The organism is Nakamurella multipartita DSM 44233, from assembly GCF_000024365.1.
Lineage (GTDB): Bacteria > Actinomycetota > Actinomycetes > Mycobacteriales > Nakamurellaceae > Nakamurella > Nakamurella multipartita.
This window is the reverse complement of the sequence record NC_013235.1, coordinates 2,761,461-2,783,582: the sequence shown is the minus strand read 5'-3', so window position 1 is coordinate 2,783,582 and position 22,122 is coordinate 2,761,461. Positions and strand designations below refer to the sequence as shown.

22 protein-coding genes, 2 pseudogenes and 1 other annotated feature are annotated in these 22,122 nt (G+C 67.7%); of the genes and pseudogenes, 13 read left to right on the top strand and 11 right to left on the bottom strand.

Annotated elements, in window-relative coordinates:
• Positions 1 to 244: 244 nt before the first annotated feature.
• A complete protein-coding gene (gene istB / locus NAMU_RS12570; RefSeq protein WP_015745763.1) occupies positions 245 to 1,036 on the bottom strand; it encodes an IS21-like element helper ATPase IstB in 792 nt (263 codons plus the stop codon).
• Positions 1,033 to 2,652, bottom strand: coding sequence for an IS21 family transposase (gene istA, locus NAMU_RS12565; protein WP_015747780.1), 1,620 nt, complete (start codon positions 2,650 to 2,652; stop codon positions 1,033 to 1,035). The genes istB and istA overlap by 4 nt, the downstream gene beginning before the upstream one ends.
• Before the next feature lie 70 nt (positions 2,653 to 2,722).
• Here istA and NAMU_RS12555 point away from each other — a divergent pair.
• The 3 genes from NAMU_RS12555 (at position 2,723) to NAMU_RS12545 (ending at position 5,437) form a co-directional block, all read left to right on the top strand.
• Positions 2,723 to 4,002, top strand: a protein-coding gene (locus NAMU_RS12555; RefSeq protein WP_138180138.1) for an IS3 family transposase whose coding sequence is annotated in 2 segments (ribosomal slippage) — positions 2,723 to 3,011 and positions 3,011 to 4,002 — 1,281 coding nt in all. Because the reading frame shifts where the segments join, the coding sequence is not laid out codon by codon here.
• A gap of 243 nt (positions 4,003 to 4,245) precedes the next feature.
• Positions 4,246 to 4,929: a hypothetical protein gene (locus NAMU_RS30985; protein ID WP_245544889.1), complete on the top strand. Its 684-nt coding sequence runs from the start codon at positions 4,246 to 4,248 to the stop codon at positions 4,927 to 4,929.
• 193 nt (positions 4,930 to 5,122) lie between these two features.
• Entirely contained in the window at positions 5,123 to 5,437 is a 315-nt protein-coding gene (locus tag NAMU_RS12545; protein ID WP_015747776.1) for a hypothetical protein, read from the top strand.
• A gap of 334 nt (positions 5,438 to 5,771) precedes the next feature.
• Here NAMU_RS12545 and NAMU_RS28280 read toward each other — a convergent pair whose 3' ends face one another.
• Positions 5,772 to 6,056, bottom strand: a complete 285-nt coding sequence (locus NAMU_RS28280; RefSeq protein ID WP_245544919.1) for a WhiB family transcriptional regulator — start codon at positions 6,054 to 6,056, stop codon at positions 5,772 to 5,774.
• 434 nt (positions 6,057 to 6,490) lie between these two features.
• Between NAMU_RS28280 and NAMU_RS12540 the strand changes: the two genes are divergently transcribed.
• A complete protein-coding gene (locus NAMU_RS12540; RefSeq protein WP_015747774.1) occupies positions 6,491 to 6,772 on the top strand; it encodes a hypothetical protein in 282 nt (93 codons plus the stop codon).
• Between the two features lie 125 nt (positions 6,773 to 6,897).
• Here the strand turns inward: NAMU_RS12540 and NAMU_RS29910 are convergent.
• Positions 6,898 to 7,875, bottom strand: a pseudogene (locus tag NAMU_RS29910) (IS3 family transposase); the annotation flags it as partial.
• Positions 7,744 to 7,875: a sequence feature (AL1L pseudoknot), on the bottom strand. Its footprint overlaps the pseudogene before it by 132 nt.
• An 81-nt stretch (positions 7,876 to 7,956) precedes the next feature.
• Between NAMU_RS29910 and NAMU_RS29905 the strand changes: the two are divergent.
• Positions 7,957 to 8,961: a tyrosine-type recombinase/integrase gene (locus NAMU_RS29905; RefSeq protein ID WP_015746553.1), complete on the top strand. Its 1,005-nt coding sequence runs from the start codon at positions 7,957 to 7,959 to the stop codon at positions 8,959 to 8,961.
• The gene (locus tag NAMU_RS12525; protein ID WP_015746554.1) at positions 8,958 to 10,811 is read left to right on the top strand and encodes a tyrosine-type recombinase/integrase; all 1,854 of its coding nucleotides are present in this window, start codon (positions 8,958 to 8,960) and stop codon (positions 10,809 to 10,811) included. The genes NAMU_RS29905 and NAMU_RS12525 overlap by 4 nt, the downstream gene beginning before the upstream one ends.
• Here the strand turns inward: NAMU_RS12525 and NAMU_RS31775 are convergent.
• Both NAMU_RS31775 and NAMU_RS29900 read right to left on the bottom strand, forming a co-directional pair.
• The gene (locus NAMU_RS31775; RefSeq protein WP_015747772.1) at positions 10,784 to 11,116 is read right to left on the bottom strand and encodes a transposase; all 333 of its coding nucleotides are present in this window, start codon (positions 11,114 to 11,116) and stop codon (positions 10,784 to 10,786) included. The genes NAMU_RS12525 and NAMU_RS31775 overlap by 28 nt on opposite strands.
• A gap of 200 nt (positions 11,117 to 11,316) precedes the next feature.
• Positions 11,317 to 11,463 (bottom strand): hypothetical protein, encoded by a 147-nt coding sequence (locus tag NAMU_RS29900; protein ID WP_015747771.1) that lies wholly within the window; start codon positions 11,461 to 11,463, stop codon positions 11,317 to 11,319.
• Between the two features lie 125 nt (positions 11,464 to 11,588).
• On the opposite strand from NAMU_RS29900, the gene NAMU_RS12515 reads away from it, so the two are divergent.
• Positions 11,589 to 12,986 (top strand): IS1380-like element ISNml2 family transposase, encoded by a 1,398-nt coding sequence (locus tag NAMU_RS12515; RefSeq protein WP_012814030.1) that lies wholly within the window; start codon positions 11,589 to 11,591, stop codon positions 12,984 to 12,986.
• 134 nt (positions 12,987 to 13,120) lie between these two features.
• On the opposite strand, the gene NAMU_RS29245 is transcribed toward NAMU_RS12515, so the two are convergent.
• Complete coding sequence (locus NAMU_RS29245; RefSeq protein WP_015747770.1) at positions 13,121 to 13,342, bottom strand: hypothetical protein; 222 nt, start codon at positions 13,340 to 13,342, stop codon at positions 13,121 to 13,123.
• Positions 13,343 to 13,793: 451 nt separating this feature from the next.
• On the bottom strand, positions 13,794 to 14,150 hold the full coding sequence (locus NAMU_RS12510) for a hypothetical protein (RefSeq protein ID WP_138180134.1): 357 nt from the start codon (positions 14,148 to 14,150) through the stop codon (positions 13,794 to 13,796).
• A 90-nt stretch (positions 14,151 to 14,240) separates the two neighbouring features.
• Between NAMU_RS12510 and NAMU_RS31770 the strand changes: the two genes are divergently transcribed.
• The 3 genes from NAMU_RS31770 to NAMU_RS30235 all read left to right on the top strand — a co-directional run bounded on the left by NAMU_RS31770 (position 14,241) and on the right by NAMU_RS30235 (position 15,429).
• On the top strand, positions 14,241 to 14,663 hold the full coding sequence (locus NAMU_RS31770) for a DUF4333 domain-containing protein (protein ID WP_015747768.1): 423 nt from the start codon (positions 14,241 to 14,243) through the stop codon (positions 14,661 to 14,663).
• Between the two features lie 17 nt (positions 14,664 to 14,680).
• Entirely contained in the window at positions 14,681 to 14,959 is a 279-nt protein-coding gene (locus NAMU_RS12505; RefSeq protein ID WP_015747767.1) for a terminase small subunit, read from the top strand.
• A 260-nt stretch (positions 14,960 to 15,219) separates the two neighbouring features.
• Positions 15,220 to 15,429 (top strand): hypothetical protein, encoded by a 210-nt coding sequence (locus tag NAMU_RS30235; protein ID WP_041368817.1) that lies wholly within the window; start codon positions 15,220 to 15,222, stop codon positions 15,427 to 15,429.
• 166 nt (positions 15,430 to 15,595) lie between these two features.
• On the opposite strand, the gene NAMU_RS12490 is transcribed toward NAMU_RS30235, so the two are convergent.
• The 3 genes from NAMU_RS12490 to NAMU_RS27385 all read right to left on the bottom strand — a co-directional run bounded on the left by NAMU_RS12490 (position 15,596) and on the right by NAMU_RS27385 (position 18,252).
• Complete coding sequence (locus NAMU_RS12490; RefSeq protein WP_015747765.1) at positions 15,596 to 15,991, bottom strand: hypothetical protein; 396 nt, start codon at positions 15,989 to 15,991, stop codon at positions 15,596 to 15,598.
• A gap of 88 nt (positions 15,992 to 16,079) precedes the next feature.
• Positions 16,080 to 16,733: a helicase-related protein gene (locus tag NAMU_RS12485; protein ID WP_015747764.1), complete on the bottom strand. Its 654-nt coding sequence runs from the start codon at positions 16,731 to 16,733 to the stop codon at positions 16,080 to 16,082.
• Positions 16,672 to 18,252, bottom strand: coding sequence for an ATP-binding protein (locus tag NAMU_RS27385; RefSeq protein WP_169312488.1), 1,581 nt, complete (start codon positions 18,250 to 18,252; stop codon positions 16,672 to 16,674). Before NAMU_RS27385 ends, NAMU_RS12485 begins: the two co-directional genes overlap by 62 nt.
• A 273-nt stretch (positions 18,253 to 18,525) precedes the next feature.
• Between NAMU_RS27385 and NAMU_RS12475 the strand changes: the two genes are divergently transcribed.
• The 3 genes and pseudogenes from NAMU_RS12475 to NAMU_RS30975 all read left to right on the top strand — a co-directional run bounded on the left by NAMU_RS12475 (position 18,526) and on the right by NAMU_RS30975 (position 22,119).
• Positions 18,526 to 19,692, top strand: a complete 1,167-nt coding sequence (locus tag NAMU_RS12475; RefSeq protein ID WP_015747763.1) for an MFS transporter — start codon at positions 18,526 to 18,528, stop codon at positions 19,690 to 19,692.
• A gap of 218 nt (positions 19,693 to 19,910) precedes the next feature.
• Positions 19,911 to 20,612: pseudogene (locus NAMU_RS31765) on the top strand (caspase family protein); the annotation flags it as partial.
• Between the two features lie 448 nt (positions 20,613 to 21,060).
• Positions 21,061 to 22,119 carry a hypothetical protein gene (locus NAMU_RS30975; RefSeq protein ID WP_245544888.1) on the top strand — a complete coding sequence of 353 codons (1,059 nt, stop codon included), beginning with the start codon at positions 21,061 to 21,063 and terminating at the stop codon, positions 22,117 to 22,119.
• The last annotated feature ends 3 nt before the right edge of the window (positions 22,120 to 22,122 follow it).

Here is a 22,122-nt window from a genome sequence, read left to right as displayed (position 1 = left end):
CCTTCGAAGATGATCAAGGCGCCGAGGCGTCATTATCACACGGAGGGACGACCAACCTCGAACCTCAGATGGCCGGTTCGATCGCCGGATGAATCTGGCGCCCTCATCCTCATTGCAGCTGGAGGAACCCGCGCGTGTGGGTTTGTCAACGTTGGTTGGCCCCACCATGTCAGGTTTGGTTGGCTCCACCCGTGGGCGAGGTTGGTTTAGCGGATCCCCGCCTGGAGCTTGACGTTGATGGGTCTTAGCTGGCGGCTTGTTGGGCCTTGGTCCGGGCCAGCCGGTAGGAGTCGGTTCCGGTCTCGATGATGTTCCCGCCGAAGGTGAGCCGGTCGACGATCGCGGCGCAGAGGCGGGCGTCGGTGAACGTTTTTGTCCAGCCGGAGAAGGAATCGTTGGAGGCGATGGCCACGGAGTTCTTCTCTTCCCGTTCGGTGAGAACCTGGAAAAGTAGCTCCGCGCCGCGTTTGTCGAGTTCCATATAGCCGAGTTCATCGATGCAGAGAAGATCAACCCGTCCGTATCGGGCAATGGTCTTGGCCAGGATCTTGTCGTCGGCGGCCTCCACGAGTTCGTTCACCAGCTTGGTGGCCAGGGTGTATTTCACCCGGAACCCGTTCTCCGCGGCGGCGGTGCCCAACCCGATCAGCAGATGCGACTTGCCGGTGCCGGAGTCTCCGATCAGGCATAACGGTTGCCCGGCGCGGATCCAGCCGCATCCGGCCAGGGTGTGGATGGTCGCCGAGTTGATGTTCGGGTTCGCGTCGAAGTCGAAATCGGCCAGCCACTTCTCTCGTGGAAAGCCGGCCGCCTTGACCCGGCGGACAGAGCGGCGACGGGCCCGGTCGTCGCATTCGGCCAGGAGTAGCTCGGCGAGGAATCCCTGGTAGGTGAGTTGTTCCTTCTCCGCGACGGTGACCATGTCGGTGACCAGCCCGCGGACGGTCGGCAGGCGTAGTTGCCGGCAGGCCGTGTCGATCGCCGCGGACGCGGCCTGCTCGGTCAGGCCGCGGCGGCGGCGAATCGGTGCGGTCATGACACGTTGCCTTTCGACAGGTCCGCCGCCGGCGGCGCGGTCTTGCGGCGGGTGAGCAGCTCGTCGTAACGGTCGACCGACGGCAACGGCCGGGAATCCGGCGGCAGCCCGGCGATCACCGCGGTCGGGTCGGACAGCCGCCGCTCGGTCAGACTGACCACCCGCTGCCCGGCACTGTCGTCCTGACCGACGGGATGCTCGGGTTGCGTGGCCCCACGCTGCTGTTTGCGGGCTTCCACGGCCACCACATCGGCCTGGGTCGCGCCGACTCGCAGGGCGGCGGTCAACCCGGCGACGACGTCGACCGCCGGCATGTGCCGATGCAGCAGCAGCACGTCGATCAGTTCCCGGGTGCCGGCGGCGTCGCCGTGAGCCTTGCGGGCCGCCGCCCAGAACGCCTCGTGCGCACTGGTGAACGCCCCGCAGGCGCGAGCCTGGACCAGGGCGGTCGCCCCGGGCAGGGCGCCGGGTTTGTACTTGAGCACCTCCAGGTAGTGATCCAGGTCCAACACCTGGGCGCCCTTACGGCCCGACCGCTCGTGGGTGGCGATGACGGTCCGGCCATCCAACACGATCACCTCACCCGCCCGGAGGTGGACCCGGACCCGGCGTCCGATGAACTTGGCTGGCACCGAGTACTGACAGTTACGCACCATGATCCGGGCGTGCCGGTCGACCCGCGGGTTCAACGACAGGCCCGGTTCGAACACCTCGGTCGGCAACGGCCGGAGCAGGGGCTGCTCGATGGCGAACATCTCGCCCACGGTGCGCACCCGGCCGTTGATCCGCCGGTGGTCATCGGCCCGGTCCGCCTTGGCCAGCCGAACATTCAGCTCGGCCAACGATTTCACCTTCGGCACCGGGACCAGATGGTTGCGCCGGAACCGGCCGCCTTCGCCCTCCACACCGCCCTTTTCGTGGGCTCCGTGGACGCCGGGCAGGCAATAGAACCCATCGAATTGGTAGTGCGAACGGAACAGCACCCACCGCTCGTTCTCGGTCCGCCGCCGGTCGGTGCCGAACAGCACGGCCGAGACCGCGGACTTGAGGTTGTCGTACTTCACGTGCACCGTTGGAACACCACCCAGCTCGGTGAACGCGGCGATATGACCCTCGAGGAACGCCTCCTGCGACTGAGTCGGGAACACCCGATGCACCGACCGACCCGAGAAGCACAACCACATCGTGAACAGGTAGCACTTCGTCCGACCGGCGGGCAGATCCACCCACAGTTCGGCGAAGTCGACCTCACCCTCGGCGGCCGGCTGATGCGTCTGCGGGACGAACACCTCCGCCAACGGCCGGCCCGCCTCAGCCCAGATCTCCCGCCGCCGCTGGGCGACATAGGCCCGCAGCGTCGAATACGACAACCCGGTCGCCTGATGCTCCTCGACCAACCGGTCCAGGATCCGCACCGTGGTGTGTCGCTGCTTGCGCGGGGCCGTCAGATCCGACCGCAACATTGCGTCGATCGCGGTCACGAACGGGTCGATCTTGCGGGACTGCCACCTGCGCCGGGCCGGCTCCGGCGGCGCCGCCGACGCCAACGCTTGCCGCACCGTTCGACGGTGCACATGGTGGCGCTTGGCCAACGCCCGCACCGACAAGCCCTCCACCCGGGAATCCCGCCGGATCTGAATCCCCCCGGCGTGTCCGGAGACTCCAGAGCTTGGGAAGGTTGGAGTCATGCCGGGAGATTCAACGAGGCGGTACCCGCTGGAGCTGAAGCAGCGGGCTGTACGGATGGTCGCGGAGATCGCGGGTGAGCACGAGTCCGAATGGGCGGCGATGAGCCGCGTGGCTGAGCTGCTCGGCGTCGGTACTGCCGAGACGGTCCGTAAGTGGGTGCGGCAGGCCGAGGTCGACACCGGGACCCGGGTCGGCACCTCCTCGGAGGAGTCGGCCGAGCTGCGCCGGCTGCGTCGGGAGAACGCAGAACTCAAGCGCGCCAACGCCATTCTGAAGGCAGCTTCGGCTTTCTTCGCGGCCGAGCTCGACCGGCCTTCCCACTGATCGCGGAGTTCATCCGCCGCCACGCAGGCCGCCGGGAGGCCGGCGGTCTGCGGTGGGGAGTCGAGCCGATCTGCAAGGTCCTGTCCGAGCACCTGGGTCTGCGGATCGCCCCGTCCACCTACTACGAGCACGCCGCCCGGCCCGCCCAGACGCGGCCGGCCGCGGTGCGGGATGCGGCCCTGCTCGAGCAGATCCGCCGGGTCCACACAGAGAACAACCACGGCACCTATGGTGCCCGGAAGGTGTGGCTGCAGCTGAACCGGGAAGGCGTCTCGGTGGCCCGGTGCACCGTGGAACGGCTGATGCGCTCCGCCGGCCTGGTCGGTGTCCGCCGGGGCAAGATCAAGCGGACGACGGTCGCCGATCCGGGTGCGCAGCGGCCCGCTGACCTGGTGCAACGACGGTTCGGCGCGCTCGTGCCGGATCGTTTGTGGGTGGCCGACATCACCTACGTGAGTACCTGGTCGGGATGGGTGTACGTGGCGTTGGTGACCGATGCCTACGCCCGCCGCATCCTGGGCTGGCGGGTCGCGACCACGATGACCACACAGCTCGTCCTGGACGCGTTGGAGCAGGCCATCTGGACCCGTCAACGGGCCGACCGGACTGTGGAACACGTCGTGGCGCACAGCGACCGCGGGTCCCAGTACACATCCATCCGGTACTCCGAACGCCTCGCCGAGGTCGGCATCGCAGCATCGGTCGGCAGCGTCGGCGACTCCTACGACAACGCCCTGGCCGAAACAATCAACGGCCTGTACAAGGCCGAAGTGATCCGTCACCGCGGCCCCTGGCGCAGCATCGACTCCGTCGAATTCGCCACCGCCGAATGGATCGACTGGTACAACCACCGACGCCTGCACGAGTACTGCGGCGACATCCCACCAGCCGAACTCGAGGACGCGTTCTACGCTCACCACCGAGCCCAGCAAACCGCCGGACTCACCGTTTGAGACAGCCTCCGGACACGCCGGGGGGATTCAATCTGTTCGAACAGCATGACCTTGGACCTCACGTCTCCTCCTGACGTCGTCGCCTCCGACGACGATCAGGTGGGGCCACCCAAACCTGACAGAACCTGCCCGGAGAGTCGCAGGTGGGGCCACTCAAACCTGCGATTCCCTGCTCCGGCGGGGCCACTCAAACCTGACACAACCACGCGTGCCACCCTCGGCGACGACGCTCATGATGGGTGCATGCCGGAAACGGAGTGGGACGAATACAACGCTGATGGCAGCTACTCCTACCCCCCGGAACCGATCAATGCCGAGCAGCTCGTCGCGTTCTGGCGTCGTTGCCCGATTCCGGACTCTGTCCTCTCGCAGGTTCAACGGTCGCATGCAGCGGTCCGGCAGCGACTCGTCAAGGATCGGATCGAGAAGGCCCATCCTGGAACCAGACCCCAAGAGCGCGCCTTCAGCTCCGAGTCGAAGCAGGCATGTGCCGAATGGGACACCGGTCACCATCAAGCAGCCGTCGAAGCGGAAGCCCATTTCCCTCCGGCGCCGATGCCAGCAGGGCAAGTCAGATCGATCGTCCGAGCCATGCGAGCTGTCCGCCAGGCTGGGGATTCCAAACTCGCCGACGAGGAATTCGAGCGAGTGCGGGCGGAACCATCCGGAATTTCCTGGGCAGGCCGCGACCTGACCTGGAACAACGTCTGCTACCACTACGGTCGCAGCCTCTATCCCGACTGGGTGTGGCTCGACCCGGCCGTCCACGGATTCGGAAAGCTGGACCGGGTCTCGCAGCAGTTGGCCGACCTGACGGAGACCGTCAACCGGATCCGCGACGGTCAGGACGCGGACTTCCTGACCCGCGGCAAGACGCAACGTCAGGCAGAACGCGCACTCCGGGACGCCGGCTACACCAAGAACTGAGCCGACGACTTGGGGGGCCGCGATCCGGAAGTGCTCGGACCAGGACTCGACGCCTCGAGCTTGGCCGTTGACCAGACCAGGCAGCAGGCACCATCGAACGTATGATCGATCAGTGCTGAATCCTGCCCAGCCCTCCCGCTGGTCAGGCACGCCGGCGACGACCGAGATCATCAGGCCGGTTCAGCCGCCTCGAATGGTCCTGATCGACCTGGGTGCCCTGTACGGTCGGCCACCGCACTTCCGCAGGCCGAACGTCACCGTGCTGGCCGAACTGTCCGTCCAGGTCGTCGGAATGTTGGACGCCTGGGTGTTGTCGAGCGTCGGTTGGCTCGGCGCCGTCCGGTACCAGGTGAAGATCCAGCACGGCGACTACCTGCACCAGGAACATCTCGTGCCGGCGCGGATGCTGCTCCAAGCATCAGGGACGAACATCCGACAGGGGCAGATGCGTGGCGAGATCGCTGAGGAGGCCCGTTCGTATCCCGTGGTCGAGCGGGACCCGTCCTGATCGTCAAGTGAGCCGCTTCATCGGACCCGTCCCGAGTCGCACGCCTGCCTGCGAGGATTCACGGGGTGTCCAGGCCTCGACGGCGAACCAGACGCGGGCGGCGAAGTTCGCTGAGGGTCGGCACGGCCTGCGGCCACCGCAGCCCGACCAATACCGCAGCCGAGCCAGGAGAACACCGTCCTGCGGATCGGCCGGGTGGCATGGCCGGGCAAGGATCGGCTTCCCCTCGTCGATTCGCCGGATCCAGTCACGCGCGTCACCTGGCCAGAGAGGACCAGGATGGCGCTTGGGTACTCGCGATGCTGGCCGGTTGGCAGCCAATGGCCGGCCGCGCTCACGCGGGCACGGGACGACGGCGCCGAGGGCCCGCCGGACGGGTCGGATATGGGTTCCGCCAGCCACGCGTGGCCCCCTCGGGACGGCCCCGGTCCAGCAGTGCACCGCCCCAGATTCCCGTCTGCCTCGACGCGATCCCCCATTCCTGGCACATGCTCCGGATCGGGCATTCCGCGCAGGTCTCCACGGCGAACTCGCGTGCCACCGCATTCGGCGAGAACCACAGTTCGGTGTCCAACCCGCGGCAGGCGGCCCGCTCGTCGAACGCCGGGTTCCGAGGCATCACCGCGTCGACGGGTCGGATGTCGTAGGTCGCCATCCCTCGTCACCTCCGGTCGCTCGACCGCGACGGTCGCGGCGACATGCCCTTCATGCGCGGCCGGAGCGCTGATCCCGAGGTAGGTTGAGCTGAAATCCGCGGTGACCTGCTGCGCGTACGCCGCTGGCCCGCCGGATCAGGCCCATACCACACGAACACCAAGCCGTTTCGCCGCCGCCGCGACGTCGTACACCTGGGCCAACCGTTCCTGCGCCCAAGCCGGGTCGGCGCCCGCAGTCGATCACCCGACCGGCGGCGGTCGCGGGCACCCGACACGCCGCCGCAGGTCGGAGGCCCGGAGCCCCATCGACTCTCAAGAACCGAGTTGACACGACCAGGCTCCCTGGGCGCTGCGATCGGCCCGTGTGACCGATTCACGTCCTCTATAGGGTGGGTGCATGGACAACGATCCGGCCTTCGTGATGGTGTCGTGCACGACTAACCTGCGGGGCACCTACCGGGTCCACATCCAGGACGGCCGCGAGCCTGTGGGCAGCGACTTCGACGTGAAGTGTCGGGTGCACGCGATCGGCCACCGCGACGTCGACGCTGAGACCGCCTCGTCGAACGAGCCCGACAGAGCTGGCACCTGGTACCTGATTACACTCAAGCAACTGGCCTGGAGGAAGAACCCAATCTGGGTGCACGAGGACGACGGCCGGCTCGATCTCGGGTACTGAACGGCTAACCATTGGCGAGCTCGACGACGGAGCCGCGCGCCACCGGGCGAGCGACATGTGTTGGCCGCTTGGTGACCAGGACTCACCTGCGCGATGAATCGCCCTGGATTTGCTGGAGGCTCGGGTTACGCAGCCTCCCCGGTCGGGGCGCTGGTCTGCTGACGGTACAGCTGCTCGTAGGTGACGGGTGGCCGGTAGTCGATCGAGGAGTGCAGTCGGCGGGTGTTGAACCAGTGCACCCAGCCGGCGGTCGCGGTCTCGACCTGCTGCGGGCCGGCCCAAGAGCGCCGGTACCGGTCGATCAGCTCGGTCTTGTACAGGCCGATGGTCGACTCCATGAGCGCGTTGTCCAGGGCGTCGCCCACCGAACCGATCGAGGGCGCGATCCCGGCCTCGACCAGCGCGGTGGTGTAGGCGATCGATGTGTACTGCGACCCGGCATCCGAATGATGCACCAGACCGGTTGCCGTGAAACGGGTATCGGTGCGGCGCCGGGTGAACAGGGACTGCTCCAAGGCCGCGGTGACCAGCGCGGTCGTCATCGACGAGGCGACCCGCCAGCCCAGTATCCGACGGGAGTACACGTCCACCACGAACGAGACGTAGCAGAACCCGGCCGGGGTCCACACGTAGGTGAAATCCGCGACCCACCACTGGTCCGGCCGGGTCGGCGCCGCCCAGTCCCGGTTGATCAGGTCCGCCGGTCGCGGCCGGTCATCGGTCGTGCGGCGCCGGGTCGTCGTGGTTGTGTGATCGCCGCGGCGCACGCCCTGTAGGCCGGCGATGCTCATCAGCCGGGCGATCTGGTCCCGGCCGACCTGGTGCCCTTCCTGGGTCATCAGGTGCCACATCTTGCGCACCCCGTACACGCCGTGGTGCTCGCGGTGCAGGTCGATGACGGTGTTGACCAGCTCCGCCTCGGCCCGCAGCGCCGGGCTGACCGGCCGGCGGCGGTGCGCGTAGTAGCTGCTCGGGGCGATCGGCATGGCGTGCTCGGACAGCACCCGGCAGATCGGCTCGACCCCGAACCGATGCTTGTGCGCGTCGATGTAGGCGCAGATCACTTGAGTCGGCGGTCGAGCTCCGCCGCTGCAAAAAACGGCTTGATATGCGGGTGATCTGACACGTCGGGTGTCAGCCTTGGTGCCCGGCCCCGGGTTGGGGCCGGGCGAGGAGGTCCCGTGATGGAGTTCGTGCCCTGTTTGCAGCGCCCGGCCGGGGAGGTGCCGCGGCTCGGGGAGGTGCTGTTGGACGAGTACCTGCGGTTCGTCGCGGCGCGGTGTCGGCCGAATACGCTGCTGGCTCAGATGTTCGACCTGAAGGTGTTCTTCACGGTCGTGGGGCGGCCGCCGGTGGAGGTGACCACGGCCGACGTCCTTCGCTTCATCGAGCGGCAGCGGGCAGCCCGTAACGGCAACGTGGTCCGGCTCGCCGATGGCGAGTCGGGGTTGGCGTTGACGACGATCAAGCGGCGTCTCGCGACGGTCTCCGGCCTGTTCGAGTATCTGGCCATTCGCGGGTTGGTGGCACGGAACCCGGTGCCGCGCAGTCTGTCTGCTCGGCCGGGCCGGGCACCTGTGCGAGGTGCTCCGTTGATCCGGGCGCCGCGCCGGCTGCCGCGGATCCTGAGCCCGGCCGAGGTGAACGCGCTGATCAGCGCGCTGCGGACGGCCCGGGACCGGGCCATGGTGTGGCTGATGCTGCTCGGCGGCCTTCGCCGCTGCGAGGTCCTGGGCCTGCGGCATCGTGACGTCCAACCGGGCGAGCGGCGAGTGTTCGTCACCGGCAAGGGCGGCCACGAGCGGGTCGTGCCGGTCGGGAAGGTGTTCTTCGCCGAGCTGGCCGGCTATTACGCCACGGAGCGACCAGACACCGACACCGATCAGGTGTTCGTTGTGTTGAAGGGACAACGCCGAGGCCAGCCGCTGTCCGCGGCCGGGGTGGACGAGGTGCTCTCCGGCGCCCGCCGGCGGGCCGGGCTCGCCCACGCCACCTGCCATGAGTTGCGCCATACCTGCTTCACCCGGCTCCGCGAATCCGGGATGGCGTTGGAGGCGATCCAGGCCCAGGCTGGGCACGTCTCGATCGAGACCACCAAGATCTACCTGCATCTGGCCCCGGACTGGCTGGTCGACGAGTACCGAAAGGCGATGGACATCCTCGACGACATCGCGGGAGCTCAAGGATGAGCGGGACCGCCGAATCGACCGCGGCCCGGGCCGAGGAACCCGGGATCGGCCAGGCTCGGGCGGCCTACCTGGCCGACGCTGGCACCCAGCCGGCACGACTGTCCCGGTCGCGGAGCATCGGGCGGTTCGTCACCGAGTTCGGTGACGTGAGCGGTTGGCGGGCCTGCTCGGTGCCCGAACGGCTCGCCGCCGGAGACCAGGCGCGAGCCTTCGCGCACTTCGCTGTCGTGCACGACCGGGTCCCGGTCGAGGCCGAGTACGTCGCAGCCGTGACGTCGAGGTGGGGCCATCACGTCGCGAACCGAGATCCGGAGCAGGCTAACCAATTCCGGCGCCAGGCCGCGTCGTTGAGTTTCAATCGGTTGGAGATCGACAAGATGTGGTCCAAGCTCGCCCAGATCTGCGTCATCACCGGCAGCCGCCCGGACGAACTGAGCAGCGACAACTACGTGGCCGGGCGGGCCGCGTTCTGGGCCGCGGTCGTCGCCAAACACGGCGGCACGATCCCGACAACACTGGCGACCCCCCTGTTCGGCCTGGACGCCGTGATGTTCCACCGGGGCCAAGCGCCCCGACCCACGACACGCAAGTCATGGGCTGCCCGGTCGGTGCCGGAGACCAGCTGGGACCAGATCACCGCCGCCGCCCCGATGATGGCCGCCACCATGCACCGCTACCTGGACCAGCTGCGGGTCAGCCTGCGCGCTTCATCGGTCGCCAGCATCGAGATCACCCTGCGGCAGATCGCCGGGCACCTGATCTCCACCAGCAGCGTCACGACGGTCGCCGACATCGGCCGGCCGCAGATCGAGGCCTACGGGACCTGGCTGGCCGGGCGTGGCGGCTACCGCAAGAACAGCACAATCAGCAAAACGACCATCGGGATGCGGATGTGTCACCTCGGCGCGTTCTTCCGCCGGATCATCGAATGGGGCTACCCCGACGCACCCCTTCGGCCACCGGTCTTCTCCTCCGACCGGCCGGCCAAAGACAAGCCGCTGCCCCGGTTCCTCGACGACGCTGCTACCGCCAAGTTCATGGCCGCGGCACGGGAGCTGCCCGACCCGTTCGGTCGGCTCGCCATCGAGATCTTGGCCCGCACCGGCATGCGCAAGGGTGAGCTACTCGGTCTGACCACCGACGCCGTTGTGCAGATCGGCTCCGCCTACTGGCTGCGGATCCCTGTCGGCAAACTCCACAACGACCGCTACGTTCCTCTCCACCCGCAACTGAAAACCATGATCGACAACTGGCTCGAACAGCGACCCGACTGGCAAAACAGCCACCTGCTGTTTACCGACCGGGGCCGGCCGATCCCACCCACCCGAGTCGACCACGCCGTTCAAACAGCCGCCACCGCAGCCGGTATCGGTCACGTGCACCCACACCAACTCCGGCACACGCTAGCCACCCAGGCAATCAACCGCGGCATGAGCCTCGAAGCGATCGCCGCGCTGCTGGGCCACAAGACGATGAGCATGACCCTGGTCTACGCGCGCATCGCCGACCGCACCGTCGCCGACCAGTACTTCACCGTCACCGAGAAGGTCCAAGCTCTCTACCAACAGCAGCAACCCGCAATGCTACCCGCCGCGGACGAACCAGCCCCGATGCGCAAACTCCGCGCCGAACACAGCAAACGCATGCTCGGCAACGGCTTCTGCACCCGACCCGCCGAACTCGAATGCCACTACGAAACGATCTGCGAGTCCTGCACCTTCTTCGTCACCACCATCGAATTCCGACCCACCCTGCAGGCTCAACGTGACGACGCCGCCCGCAAGGGTCAAAGCGGCCGTCAGAAGGTCTACGACGGACTCCTTCAGCGACTCGCCGACACCGCTACTTGACACCGATCACCCACATAAGCCGAAGCGGTGCGCAGAATCTCGTTCGCACGGCGTAGTTCGGCCACCTCCCGGCGCAGCCGGACCAACTCGGTGTGTTCGTCGCTGCTGGTGCCCGGACGCTGCCCGGCGTCGATCTCGGCCCGCTCGATCCACCCCCGGAGGGTCTCGGATTTCACGTCGATCAGCGCGCCAATCTGCCGGCGGGCCTCGATCGCCGACTCACCCGGATGCGCGGATCGGCGTTCCCGGTACATCCTCACCGCACGGTCACGGGTCTCCTGGTCGTACTGGCGTGGTGCTGGCATGGCTCGATTCTCCTTGCGAGATCAGAGCCTGCAGCAGATCCAGGACATCTCACGACGTCAGTACGCCCCCAGCTCCAAGTCGTCTTTCGTCAGCGATCCGCTGCTGGAATCACAACAAGCGCTACGCCGAGCGCCGGTCGATGATCTTGGCCCGACCCGTGCCCAACCCGTCTGGGTGGTGACAAGCCAGACCGGCGACGTCACGAAAGCTCGGTGCAGATGTCGCGAGTGCTGCCCGTGTGCTGCAGGACATCCCAGTCGCCCTTGTGGTCAATGGAGACAACGACCGTTCCTTGATAGAGGGTGGTCCACGGGCCACCCAAATCGGTGACGTCCAGCAGTATCACGTTAGCCTGCCGCTTTCATCGTAATTCTGATCGGCAGAGTGTTGATCATGAGGAAAGGTGCTCTGACCTGGGAAGATAGGTCTTGCTGAGGGACCAATCGAACCAGAACCAGGAGCACCTTTCCGATGCGGAAGTCTACCGGGCTGTACCCGTCGCTCCGAGTCGATGCCACCGGCAAGCGGGTGGTGTCCCACGGCGGGTCGGTGCTGCTGGCCTTGGCCGCGGACAGGGTCGGTTTGGGTCGTGGGTTGTCGGCGGCGTTGAGGCCGTGGCGCAAGCCGATGGCGGTGCACGACCCGGGCAAGATCCTGCTCGACCTGGCGATCTCGCTGGCGATCGGCGGTGACTGCCTGGCCGACATCGCCCAACTGCGGGCCGAGCCCGCCGTGTTCGGTCATGTGGCGTCCGACCCGACTGTGTCCCGGCTGATCGACACCCTCGCCTCGGACGCGACGGCAGCGCTGAAGGCGATCGACACCGCGCGGGCGGCAGCCCGCGCCCGGGCGTGGAAGCTGGCCGGACCCGCCGCACCGAACCATGACCGGTCGGCGAAGGCGCCGCTGGTCGTCGACGTGGACGCCACCCTGGTCACCGCGCACTCCGAAAAGCAGCTGGCAGCAGCAACATTCAAGAAGGGCTTCGGGTTCCACCCGATCGGCGCGTGGGCCGACCACGGCCCGGACGGCACCGGTGAACCCCTGGCGATGCTGCTGAGGCCGGGCAACGCCGGCTCCAACACCGCAGCCGACCACATCAGCGTGGTCAAGGCCGCGCTCGCGCAACTGCCCTGCACCACGGCGGACCGACGGCCCGGCCGCGGTGTGCTGGTCCGCACCGACGGGGCCGGCGGAACCCACGAGTTCGTGGACTGGATGGCCCGGCAACGGGTCCAGTACTCGGTCGGGTTCACCCTGACCACCGACATCACCGCCAAGGTCGACGCCCTGCCGGAGGCGGCGTGGACACCCGCGTACAACGCCGACCAGGAGCCCCGGGACGGGGCCTGGGTGGCCGAACTGACCGGGGTCCTCAAGCTCAAGGGCTGGCCCAAGGACATGCGGGTCATCGTCCGCGCCGAACGACCCCATCCCGGTGCCCAGCTGAAGTTCACCGACTCGAACGGCAACCGGCTCACCGCGTTCGCCACGAACACCAAAGGCGGACAGCTCGCGGATCTGGAACTGCGGCATCGGCGCCGCGCCCGCTGCGAGGACCGGATCCGCAACTCGAAGGACACCGGCCTGAACAACCTGCCCCTCAACGACTTTGCCCAGAATCAAGTGTGGATCGCGGTCGTGCAACTGGCCACCGAACTGACCGCATGGATGCAGATGCTCGCCTTCACCGGCACCCCGGCGCGGACCTGGGAGCCCAAGAAGCTGCGGCACCGACTGTTCAGCGTCGCCGCCCGGATCGGCCGCAAAGCCCGCCGTACCTGGCTCCGCCTGTCCGCGCACGCACCCCACCGCGACCTCCTCCTGCACGGCCTGGCCCGGCTGCGGAACCTGCCGCAACTGACCTGACCCACCGACCCGACCACCATCTCCGACCAAGGACCCGAACCGGGCAGTGGAACCCGGCGCCCACCCAGGCGACCACGGGTTCAGCAGCCAACCCACGATCAACAGAGGAGGACAAAAATGATCATGAGGAACGGCTACGAGGCCGCCCGACCACCGGAAGAAAGATCGAGGTTAGCACCGGAATTTATCATCAGCTCCGGCCTGCCATTGGGATAATAGAAAGTCTTGTTCGAAACCGGCGCCGATGCCAGGTAGACCGATTTCGTGTTCGCCGGATTCGTGAATGTCAAATTCGAGCCGGTTCCCTCCAGGAGCGATGAGACCAGCTTCTTGTTTTTACCGCGGTTCTCGACCACGGTGAGGTCACCGCCTGTACCGGCCACGCAATGTCAAATTCGCAGGCCTGCCCGGCTGGCAGTGGAAGCGCAAAATCGCCGATGGGCTCCGCACTGACCGGCTGGGCCACGCCGACACCCAGACACACGGCACCGAGAATGGTCGCGATTCTCCATCTCTGCTTCATGCAGATTCCTTCCAGGTCGGATCCGTGGGCGATCGGCTGGCCATCCCATGTCGATGCCTGCAAACTCTCCGCAAAGTTGCTGATCAGCCTAGACGGCAAACACCGCCAAGACAAGACGACCAGTAATCGCTTAGTTATGCCGCCGAACGGAGCCGTTTCGACAACCGACAACTTGGAAATTCGGCCGGATGGCGTAGCGATCGCGCGAAGATCCAGCCCGCCGGTTCCGGGGCTCGGCCCGGACTTGACTGGGTGTGCCGCCTGTCGAGCCCCGGCCGTGGTTGTTATAGCTCATTCTTTCCAAGGTTGACGGCGTACCCAACTATGTCCACACGTCGGAACCATCGCGTCGCATGCAGGTCTATCGAACCCGGCATGTAATCGTGCCGCTCTTGGAATCGCTTGGCCCGTTCGATTTCCATGCCTGGACGCTTGCCAGGTGGCTCGGGTTGGTTCTCAACCCGATACTCTTCCCACCCATCACGCCCGACTTCGTTCAAGGCGGCGATGATGGACGTGGCCGCCAGTAGAACTTCGGACGTCTCCGTCGTGAAGAAGTAAGCCATGACCGGCTCGCCGCGAACGAAGCCGCCTTTGCGAGTGGTGTACTCGGTCCACTGGCCGTACTCGAACTTCGCCACTTGCTGCTCCCCCATACTGGACAGACCGGCCCCCATACCCGCGGCATCCTGCCACACCGAAAGCGGCAAGCGCATCCGTTAACATGTCCCATGGCTTTGAACTGGCGCCGGCTCCCTGCGTTCATCCCCCTGGCGTCAATAGTCGCCTGCTCGCCCGCAGTCGTTCAGTCTGCCTCGGCACTGCCGGCGGCGACGATCACGACGATAGTCCAAACCCAGCCGACAGTGACCGTTACCAGTTTCGTTAAGGTCACTGAGACTCAAGGTTCTTCTCAACTGAGCAGAGTATTCGACCGAGCCCAGGTTGAGCAGGGCGTTCTGAATGTCCTATCCGCATTGCCACCCTCCGGCTACGGGCTTAACGGTATCACTAATCTCAAGTGCCCGGAGAACCAGCCAGTGAAGGCCGGCACCTCGTTTAAGTGCACCCTGGATATCGATGGTAGCTCCACGAGCGTAGTGGTTGTCGCGAAGAATAGCGATGGCTTATACGAAGTAAATCCGCCGAGTTGATATTATGTTGAAAATGTATGGCAGAATCCACCACCCAACAAGCTGAACAGAATCAGTCGGACGACAAGAATCCGGTCGGTCGGTCGCTCAAATTCAAGACCGAGACTGAACTCCGCATGGCTATCCAGGCCTACTTCGACGAGCAAGACCCGCACATCATCAAGCACATGGAAGCCACCGGCTTCAACGAGCGCGGACAGACGGCGTGGGCACAGCAGGACATCATGACGGAACAGCGGCCGTTGACGATCTCCGGGCTTGCGAGAGCAATCGGCCTCGACCGAAGTCACTGCTGAACTACAAGAATCGCGACGAAATATTCCCCTCGGTACAGGCAGCGATCGACCAATTGCCAAGAGTATGCCGAGGCCCCGCTCTTTGGTCCGTACGCTAACGGCACATTGATCTGCGACGAGGACGGCCTCACGACCCCGGCGAGTTCAACGACCGACTCCTGGTCGGCCTGGAGGGCACCATAAGCGAGGCCGAACTGCACTTCATCAAGGCCCGGCTCCGCGGCGGGCAACTGTTCAAGGCGAGCCGCGGGCAACTGGCCATGCCGCTGCCGGTCGGCCTGGTCGACGACCCGGCCCGCAAGGTCGTGCTGGACCCGGACACCGGGGTGCAGGACGCGCTGCGGTACGTGGTCACCGTGTTCGGCCGAACCGGCGCCGCGCGGCCACCATGGCCGAGTTCAACGCCGGCGGACTACTGTTCCCGGTCCGGGTGCACAGCGGCCCCAGCAAGAGCGAGTTGCTGGGGGTGAACAGCTTGCTACACCAGCAGATCCGGATCATCCGACTCGTCCAGCAGGTAGGTGAGGTAGTCGATCGAACGGCCTCGTTCGGTATCAGCCAGATGGTCAACGCCGACAATGCCGGTGGCTTCACTCATGCCGTCGTCGTGTGCGGCACGGCACGGCGACCCGCCGGTCATCCCGGGTTACGCAGCAGACGCAGCCGGATCCGGCGCCGCAGGCCCGCAATCTCCGGGTTGGGCGCCAACCCGAACCAGGTGTTGCATCGGTCGACGTCGAGCATGACGTCCTGCGCGTCCCTGCCGTTGTCGACCAAGCCCGCGAAGATCACGAAATTCTCGCTGCGAAACCGGGACGGCTCCAGCCGTGCGAGCACAGGTGCGCCTGACCGTTCACCCCGCGCCAGAAACTCGGAGTCTGACAGGGCACCCACCACCAAGTACCGGGCGGGGGTGAACATGTGGCGCAGATACACGTCCTCGCCCGGCCCGATCCGATTCGTCGCCCACGCGAAGTCCGCGTAGCAGATGTGCTCACGGAACGCGCCGGGCGGATTCGCCGATCTCCCCATGCCACCATCGTGTGCGTCGCACGCCCTCGGGTCGCCGCCAGGGAACAGACGTGGTCAGCGAGCGGGACCTGCTGATCGGCGCCGCGGTTCAGGCCGTCCGGCGTCGTGCCCCGTCGAGGTGGGCGACCCGGTCGGCGACCACCTTGTACAACAGGTCCGCCTGCTCCCCGCGGTTCGACCGGTTCAGCACCGCCACCTGGTTGTCGCCGCCGGTCAGTACCTGGTCCAGGTCGTCGGCCTTGCGGGCCAGGCTGTCCTGGACCCGTTCGTCGAGCGTGCCGACGCCGATGAACGTCGTCACGACCACGTCGCGGGACTGACCACGCCGCCATTGCCGGTCCTCCGCCTGGCTGATCTCGGATGGCGTCCAACTGGTCTCGGCCATCCATGCGTCACATCCGCGGGTGAGGGTGACCCCGACGCCGATCGTCGGGATCGAGCAGACCAGCAGCGAAAGCCGGCCGGCCTGGTAGGCGTCACAGAGCCGGGTGCGATCCGCGCCGGGCGTCGCGCCGGTGATGACACCCACCCGGTCGGCGGCGACCTGGTGGTGGGCCAGGGCCGCGGCGATGGCTTCGGCGACCTGCTGGTGCCAGGTCCAGATGATCAGTGGACGGTCGCACCCGTCCGCCGCGGCGGGCGTGGCCTGGGCATGATCGGTCAGCCAGGCGGCGGCCCGATCAGCGATGAACGCGGACTTGGCCAGGCCCGCGGCGCGCCGCAACTGGGTGACCAATGCCAAGTTCGGTGCACCGCCGGATCCCGGCCAGCACGAGGTCCGTCGGGGCCCCGGACGTCGTTCGGGCCCAGGCGAGCAAGACCTGCAGGCGGTAGTGGACCCGGGCGCGATCGGGATCATCGCCCACGGGCTCGCTCAGCAGGCTGGGGTCCGCCGTCAGGATCTGCACGCCGAGCACGGCAGCGCCCTGCAAGACCTCCGTTGCGCCCAGCACCAGCGCGCGCCGGATGGCATCCCGGGCCAGCCGCACGCGGTCGGACTCCGCACGCACGGCGCCGACATCACCCGCCACCGCCCCCACGTACAGCGAGTCCAGCCACCGACGCTCGCGCCGGTCGACGTCCGCGGTCAGACCGGCCGACTGACGGAGCAATCGGGCGGCGTCGCGATACCGTTGCTGGTCGTAGCACAACCAGGCGAAGTGGGCCAGGTCTTCGGCCAGGGCATCGTCGGATCCCGACGTGGCCGCCACCCGATGATCCAGGACGGCCTCCGGCAGCACGACGACTTGCGCTGCACGGGTGTGCATCTCGCGTCGATCCAGGCGTGGTATCTGCTGGTACACGGCCGATCGGAGCAGGGCGTGGGCCGCCCGCACCTCGACGCCGCCGGCCAGGTCGCGGGCCACGGCCAGTCCCGCGGCGGTCAGCGCATCGACCGTCGCCTCCGGATCGGCGACACCCGCGACCTGCGCGGCATCGGCGAGCGGCACCCATCCGGCCCCCAGCACGACCACGGCCCACAGCATGCGCGCGGCCGGGGCACCGAGCCGGGCCACCTGCTGCTGGACGATGCGGGCGAACTGTTCCGGTGCCGGCGCGACCCGGCTGCCCACCAACGTGGCCCGGTCGTACTCGGACAGCAGTGCGGTCAGGTAAAGCGGATTGCGTCCGGTGTGCTCCCACAACATCCGGACGGTCGACGAGTCCAGCCCGGGCTGCCGAGGCCGGGCCAGTTCCTCCGCCTCGGCCAGACTCACCCCCTGAAGTCCCACCCGCACGACCCGATCGGACCGGTCCACCCACCGTTGCCATTGCGGGTGCACGTCACCCAGCGGCCGGGTGGCCACCACCAACAGCAGACGATCCCCGGACATCCGCCGCATCAAGGCGATCAGCGCCCGGACCGACTCCGGATCGGCCCACTGCAGATCGTCCAGTCGCAGCAGGACCGGCTGATCCGATCCGATCTCGTCCAGCACCGAGCGAATCTCCTGGGCGATGAGAAACGGCGAGGACATCCTCGGGTCCGCCCGGCCGATCGACACGCCCCAGCCGGCCAGGCTGGAATACGGGTCGATGTCCCCGGTCAGTCCCTCGGCCGACAGGACGCGGAAACCCTCTGCTCGGCGGGCAACCTCGTCCAACAGCGTCGACTTCCCCATGCCGGGCTCGCCGGTGACGACCACGGTTGTCGGTTCGCCGGACCGAGCTCGCGGCAGCGCCGACGCGGCCAGTTCCGCCGCTGATCGCCAACTCGATGACGGGTCGATGGTGCCTGACTCGACCGATCCAATGGACATCCGATGTCCCTTCCGCCGCCGGCTCACCTCCATTCAAGCTGACTCGGCCGGTTGATGGGCCGGCCGGGCAGACCCAGCGGTCCTGGATTCGCCGATCACCAAGGCGTGGGTGAAGGGTCGTCGGTGGATGCCCTGGCTGCCGTCGATCCGCAGGACTGACGATGCCGTCCCTGGCCCGCTCCGATTCCGGTGCAATGGCACGGACTGTCGGCGGGTCCTGTTCACTGATCGAGATCAGCCGCACCAGATCGACCCACGGACGGAGCCGCTTCGATGATGCCACCGGCGCGATCGAGCGTGCTGGTGCCGTCGGCGGCGCTGCTGTGGGGTCTGCAGGCGGCGTTCCTCACGCCCGTGCTGGCATTGCTGCTGGTCTCGCTGTACGACGCGACCACCGTGCAGGTCGGCTGGGTCATCGCCGTCTACAACGCCAGCGGGTTCCTTGCTGCGCTGGTCATCCCGGCCCGCGCCGACCGAGCGCGCCGGTACCTGCCGTCCCTGGTGGTCTGCGCGGCCCTCACTGCGGCACTGGCCGCCGCGCTGGCGTTGAGCACGTCCTTGCCGATCGCCGCAGTGGCGCTGGCCGTGCTGGGCGGGCCGGCGAGCTCGGGGTTTTCGCTGCTGTTCGCGCACCTGCGGCATTCCGGAGCGACACCGAATCAGGTGGTCAACACCCGCGCCGTGGTCTCGTTCGCCTGGGTCGCCGGGCCGCCCATCGCCACCTTCCTGGTCGGGGCGTTCGGCGACCGCTCACTGTTGGCCGCACTCGGCGTCATCGGCGTGCTCAGTGTGGCCGTCACCGCGCTGATGATGCGAGGAGCGGCGTCGGACCGCCTCCGACCACCGGTCGTCGAACAGCAGACGACGATGAGACCGTCGCGGTCGACCGTCGCGGTGGTGATCGGCGCGTTCGTGGCCGTGCAAGCCGGGAACGCGGCCGCCGTTGCGGTGATGACGCTGTACGTGACCGAATCGCTGGGGCTCGGCGTCGTGTGGGCCGGCGCCGCGCTGGCCGTCGCGGCGGGGCTGGAGATTCCTGCCCTGCTGATCATGGGCCGGCTGAGCCGCCGTTTCACCAGCCTGGGACTGATCATCGCCGGTTGCCTGGCCGGCATCGCCTACTGCGCGGCCATGGCCGCGCTGTCCGGCCCCATCGCCCTGCTGGCCGTCCAGGTGCTCAGTGCCTGGTTGGTCGCGGCCGTCGCCGGGATCGGCATGACCCTGTTCCAGGACATGATCCCGCAGCCGGGCCTGGCCGTCGGCATCTACGCGAACACCCGCCGCATCGGGGCGATCGCCTCCGGGGCGATCATCGCCTTCGGTTCCACCAGCGCCCTGGGCTACCGCGGCGTCTTCGTCGCGTCGGGACTGGTCACCGCACTGGCTCTGCTCATGCTCCTAGTGGTACGGATCAGACCCTCCCGCTCCGGCCACCATTGAGATGGAGGCTGCTGGCGGCCACCCGATGCCGTCGCTGCCCGGGCACTCGACGCTCTCGGCCGTTGCAGGCCGGCCGACGCGACCGTCCAGCCTTTCTGCGGCCGCTCAAGCCGCCACCAGGAACGGCAAACCGGTTGCCTTCCGCATCTGGTCGGCGAACACTTCTTGGCAGCGCGAGAGTTCCTGTCGGCGTTGGCGATGGGAGGTGCAATTCGGCCATGGAACGCCGTATGGCGTTGATCTTCGCCGTGGACGTCTACGACCATCCGGACCTGCAGCGGTTGTCCGCCCCGGTCGCGGACGCCGACGCGCTGGCCGGCACCTTGGGCGACCCGAAGTTGGGTGGTTTCGACGTTCGGACCAGCCACAACGCGACATCCGCGGAGACGGCCGAAATACTGGAAGACTTCCTGATGGAATGCCGGCCGGGCGACCTGGCCTTACTGCACTTTTCCTGTCACGGCTTGAAGGACGAATCCGGAGGGCTCTACCTCGCCGCCCGGAACACCATTCCGACCCGCCTGGCCTCGACCGCGACCGACGCCGGGCTGATCAATCACTTGATTCGCCGCAGCCGCGCCCGCAGCGTCGTGTTGCTGCTGGACTGCTGCTACGGCGGGGCATTCGAACGGGGCATGACGGCCCGCGCCGCCGGCAACGTGGCCGTCCGCGACCAGTTCTCCCAGGAGCCGCTGGGCGGCGGCCGGGGGCGGGTGGTGATCACGGCCTCCAGTGCCGTCCAGTACGCGTTCGAAGGCACCCGGCTCAGCGAGGAGCAGGGGCCGCCCGCGCCGTCGCTGTTCACCGGAGCGGTCGTGCAGGGAATTCGCTCGGGCGAGGCCGATCGCGACGGCGATGGTCTGGTCTCGCTGGGCGAACTGTACGACTACGTCTACGACCGCGTGCTCGGGCAGACACCCCACCAGACCCCGTCGAAATGGGAGTACGGGCTGGAGGGTGACCTGGTGATCGCCCGGTCACCGCGCCGGACCCTGCGGCCGGGCGACCTGCCGGCGCCGTTGATCGAGGTGATCGACCATGCCTACCCGGTGGTTCGGCGGGGCGCCGTGGAGGAATTGGCCCGCCTGGCCAACAGCGGCGAGCTGCCGGTCGCGTGGGCGGCCCGGCAATCCCTGCAGTCCCTGTGCGACGACGACAGCCGCAGCGTCGCAACCGCAGCCGCGGCCGCGCTGGACGCGACGGCGATGTCGGTGTCGGCGGCAGCGCTGTCCTTCGGTGAGGTCCCGGTCGGACCGGAGCCCGATCTGGCTGACCTGCGAGCTCCGCGGACCGCCCCTGGTGGAGCTCGCCGAGATCTCCGCGGAACCGGAGACTTTCCGAGTGTCGGTGCAGGGTCGGCTTGTTCGCGTGCGGATGGACGTGTCGACGCCCGGACGATTCGCCGGCACCCTGGCCGTCCGGTCGCCGGCCGGGGAGGTTCGGGTGCCGCTCACCGGCGTGGTCCGCGACGCCGACCCGGTGTCCCGTCCCGACGACGCGGACACGGCCGACCCGGTGCGTGCCCAAGCCGCTGCGGCCGTCACGGCAGCCACCGACGTCACGGACATCCCGGCCGACGAGCCGGCCACCCACCATCGGTCCGGGGATCGATACGGGACAGCCCCACTGCTGGCCGTCGGGGGCGGGATCCTGCTGGCCATGGCGCCGTTCTTCCCGTGGGCCAGCAGCGCGTTCGGTGGCGAAAGCTACTGGAGCGTCACCCGGGCGCCTGGCGTCATCCTGCTCCTGCCCGCTGCGGTCGTGTTCGCCGCGGTGGCCGCACTGGTGGCCGGTCGGTGGAGCGGGATCGCGGTGGGTGGCCTTCTGGGCACGGCCCTCGCCGGCCTCGGCCTGTTGCTCGTCACCGTGATCGCGACCGCGAGTTCTGACCAGACCACCTGGTACCCCGGCGTGCTGGCCCAGGCGGCCGGCGTGGCGCTCACGGGCACCGGCGGCCTGATCGCACTCCGATCTGCCCCCGGGCTGACGGATTCGGTCGCCGCGCGCTGGGACTGGCGAGGCGCGGTCGGTCTGGTCGTCGTCGTGGTCGGGCTGCTCGCCGCCGTCATCGATCTGTCCGAGCAGAGCGAGTCCGAGCCGTGGATGTGGGTCCCCCCGGTTGAGCTGGCCATCCTGGCTCTGCCCGTCCCGCTGCTGCGGCTGTCCGGCTCCCAGCGGAGGATGGCGCTGACCATGATCGTGTCGTTCGTAGTTCTGTGGATCGACGATGCCCCTTGGGTCGTCGCGGCCGGCGCGTATCCGTGGCTCGGTGCGACCGACTGGTGGCGGCTCGCCCTACCCCCGGTCGTGGTGGCGATCGGTTGCGTCATCGGCCAGCTCCCCCGTCCTGGCCGGAGCGCCGGTCGGGCAGACGGCCCGGGAACCGGTGGCGTGGGCGTGAGTGCCCCACGAGAACCGCAGGGGTGATCG

Excerpts from the sequence above, each read along its gene's own strand:
- istB (WP_015745763.1), bottom strand. The coding sequence starts at position 1,036 with ATGACCGCACCGATTCGCCGCCGCCGCGGCCTGACCGAGCAGGCCGCG.
- NAMU_RS30985 (WP_245544889.1), top strand. The coding sequence starts at position 4,246 with ATGCCGGAAACGGAGTGGGACGAATACAACGCTGATGGCAGCTACTCC.
- NAMU_RS12545 (WP_015747776.1), top strand. The coding sequence starts at position 5,123 with ATGGTCCTGATCGACCTGGGTGCCCTGTACGGTCGGCCACCGCACTTC.
- NAMU_RS28280 (WP_245544919.1), bottom strand. The coding sequence starts at position 6,056 with ATGCCTCGGAACCCGGCGTTCGACGAGCGGGCCGCCTGCCGCGGGTTG.
- NAMU_RS12540 (WP_015747774.1), top strand. The coding sequence starts at position 6,491 with ATGGACAACGATCCGGCCTTCGTGATGGTGTCGTGCACGACTAACCTG.
- NAMU_RS29905 (WP_015746553.1), top strand. The coding sequence starts at position 7,957 with ATGGAGTTCGTGCCCTGTTTGCAGCGCCCGGCCGGGGAGGTGCCGCGG.
- NAMU_RS12525 (WP_015746554.1), top strand. The coding sequence starts at position 8,958 with ATGAGCGGGACCGCCGAATCGACCGCGGCCCGGGCCGAGGAACCCGGG.
- NAMU_RS31775 (WP_015747772.1), bottom strand. The coding sequence starts at position 11,116 with ATGCCAGCACCACGCCAGTACGACCAGGAGACCCGTGACCGTGCGGTG.
- NAMU_RS12515 (WP_012814030.1), top strand. The coding sequence starts at position 11,589 with ATGCGGAAGTCTACCGGGCTGTACCCGTCGCTCCGAGTCGATGCCACC.
- NAMU_RS31770 (WP_015747768.1), top strand. The coding sequence starts at position 14,241 with ATGGCTTTGAACTGGCGCCGGCTCCCTGCGTTCATCCCCCTGGCGTCA.
- NAMU_RS12505 (WP_015747767.1), top strand. The coding sequence starts at position 14,681 with ATGGCAGAATCCACCACCCAACAAGCTGAACAGAATCAGTCGGACGAC.
- NAMU_RS30235 (WP_041368817.1), top strand. The coding sequence starts at position 15,220 with ATGCCGCTGCCGGTCGGCCTGGTCGACGACCCGGCCCGCAAGGTCGTG.
- NAMU_RS12490 (WP_015747765.1), bottom strand. The coding sequence starts at position 15,991 with ATGGGGAGATCGGCGAATCCGCCCGGCGCGTTCCGTGAGCACATCTGC.
- NAMU_RS27385 (WP_169312488.1), bottom strand. The coding sequence starts at position 18,252 with ATGTCCATTGGATCGGTCGAGTCAGGCACCATCGACCCGTCATCGAGT.
- NAMU_RS12475 (WP_015747763.1), top strand. The coding sequence starts at position 18,526 with ATGATGCCACCGGCGCGATCGAGCGTGCTGGTGCCGTCGGCGGCGCTG.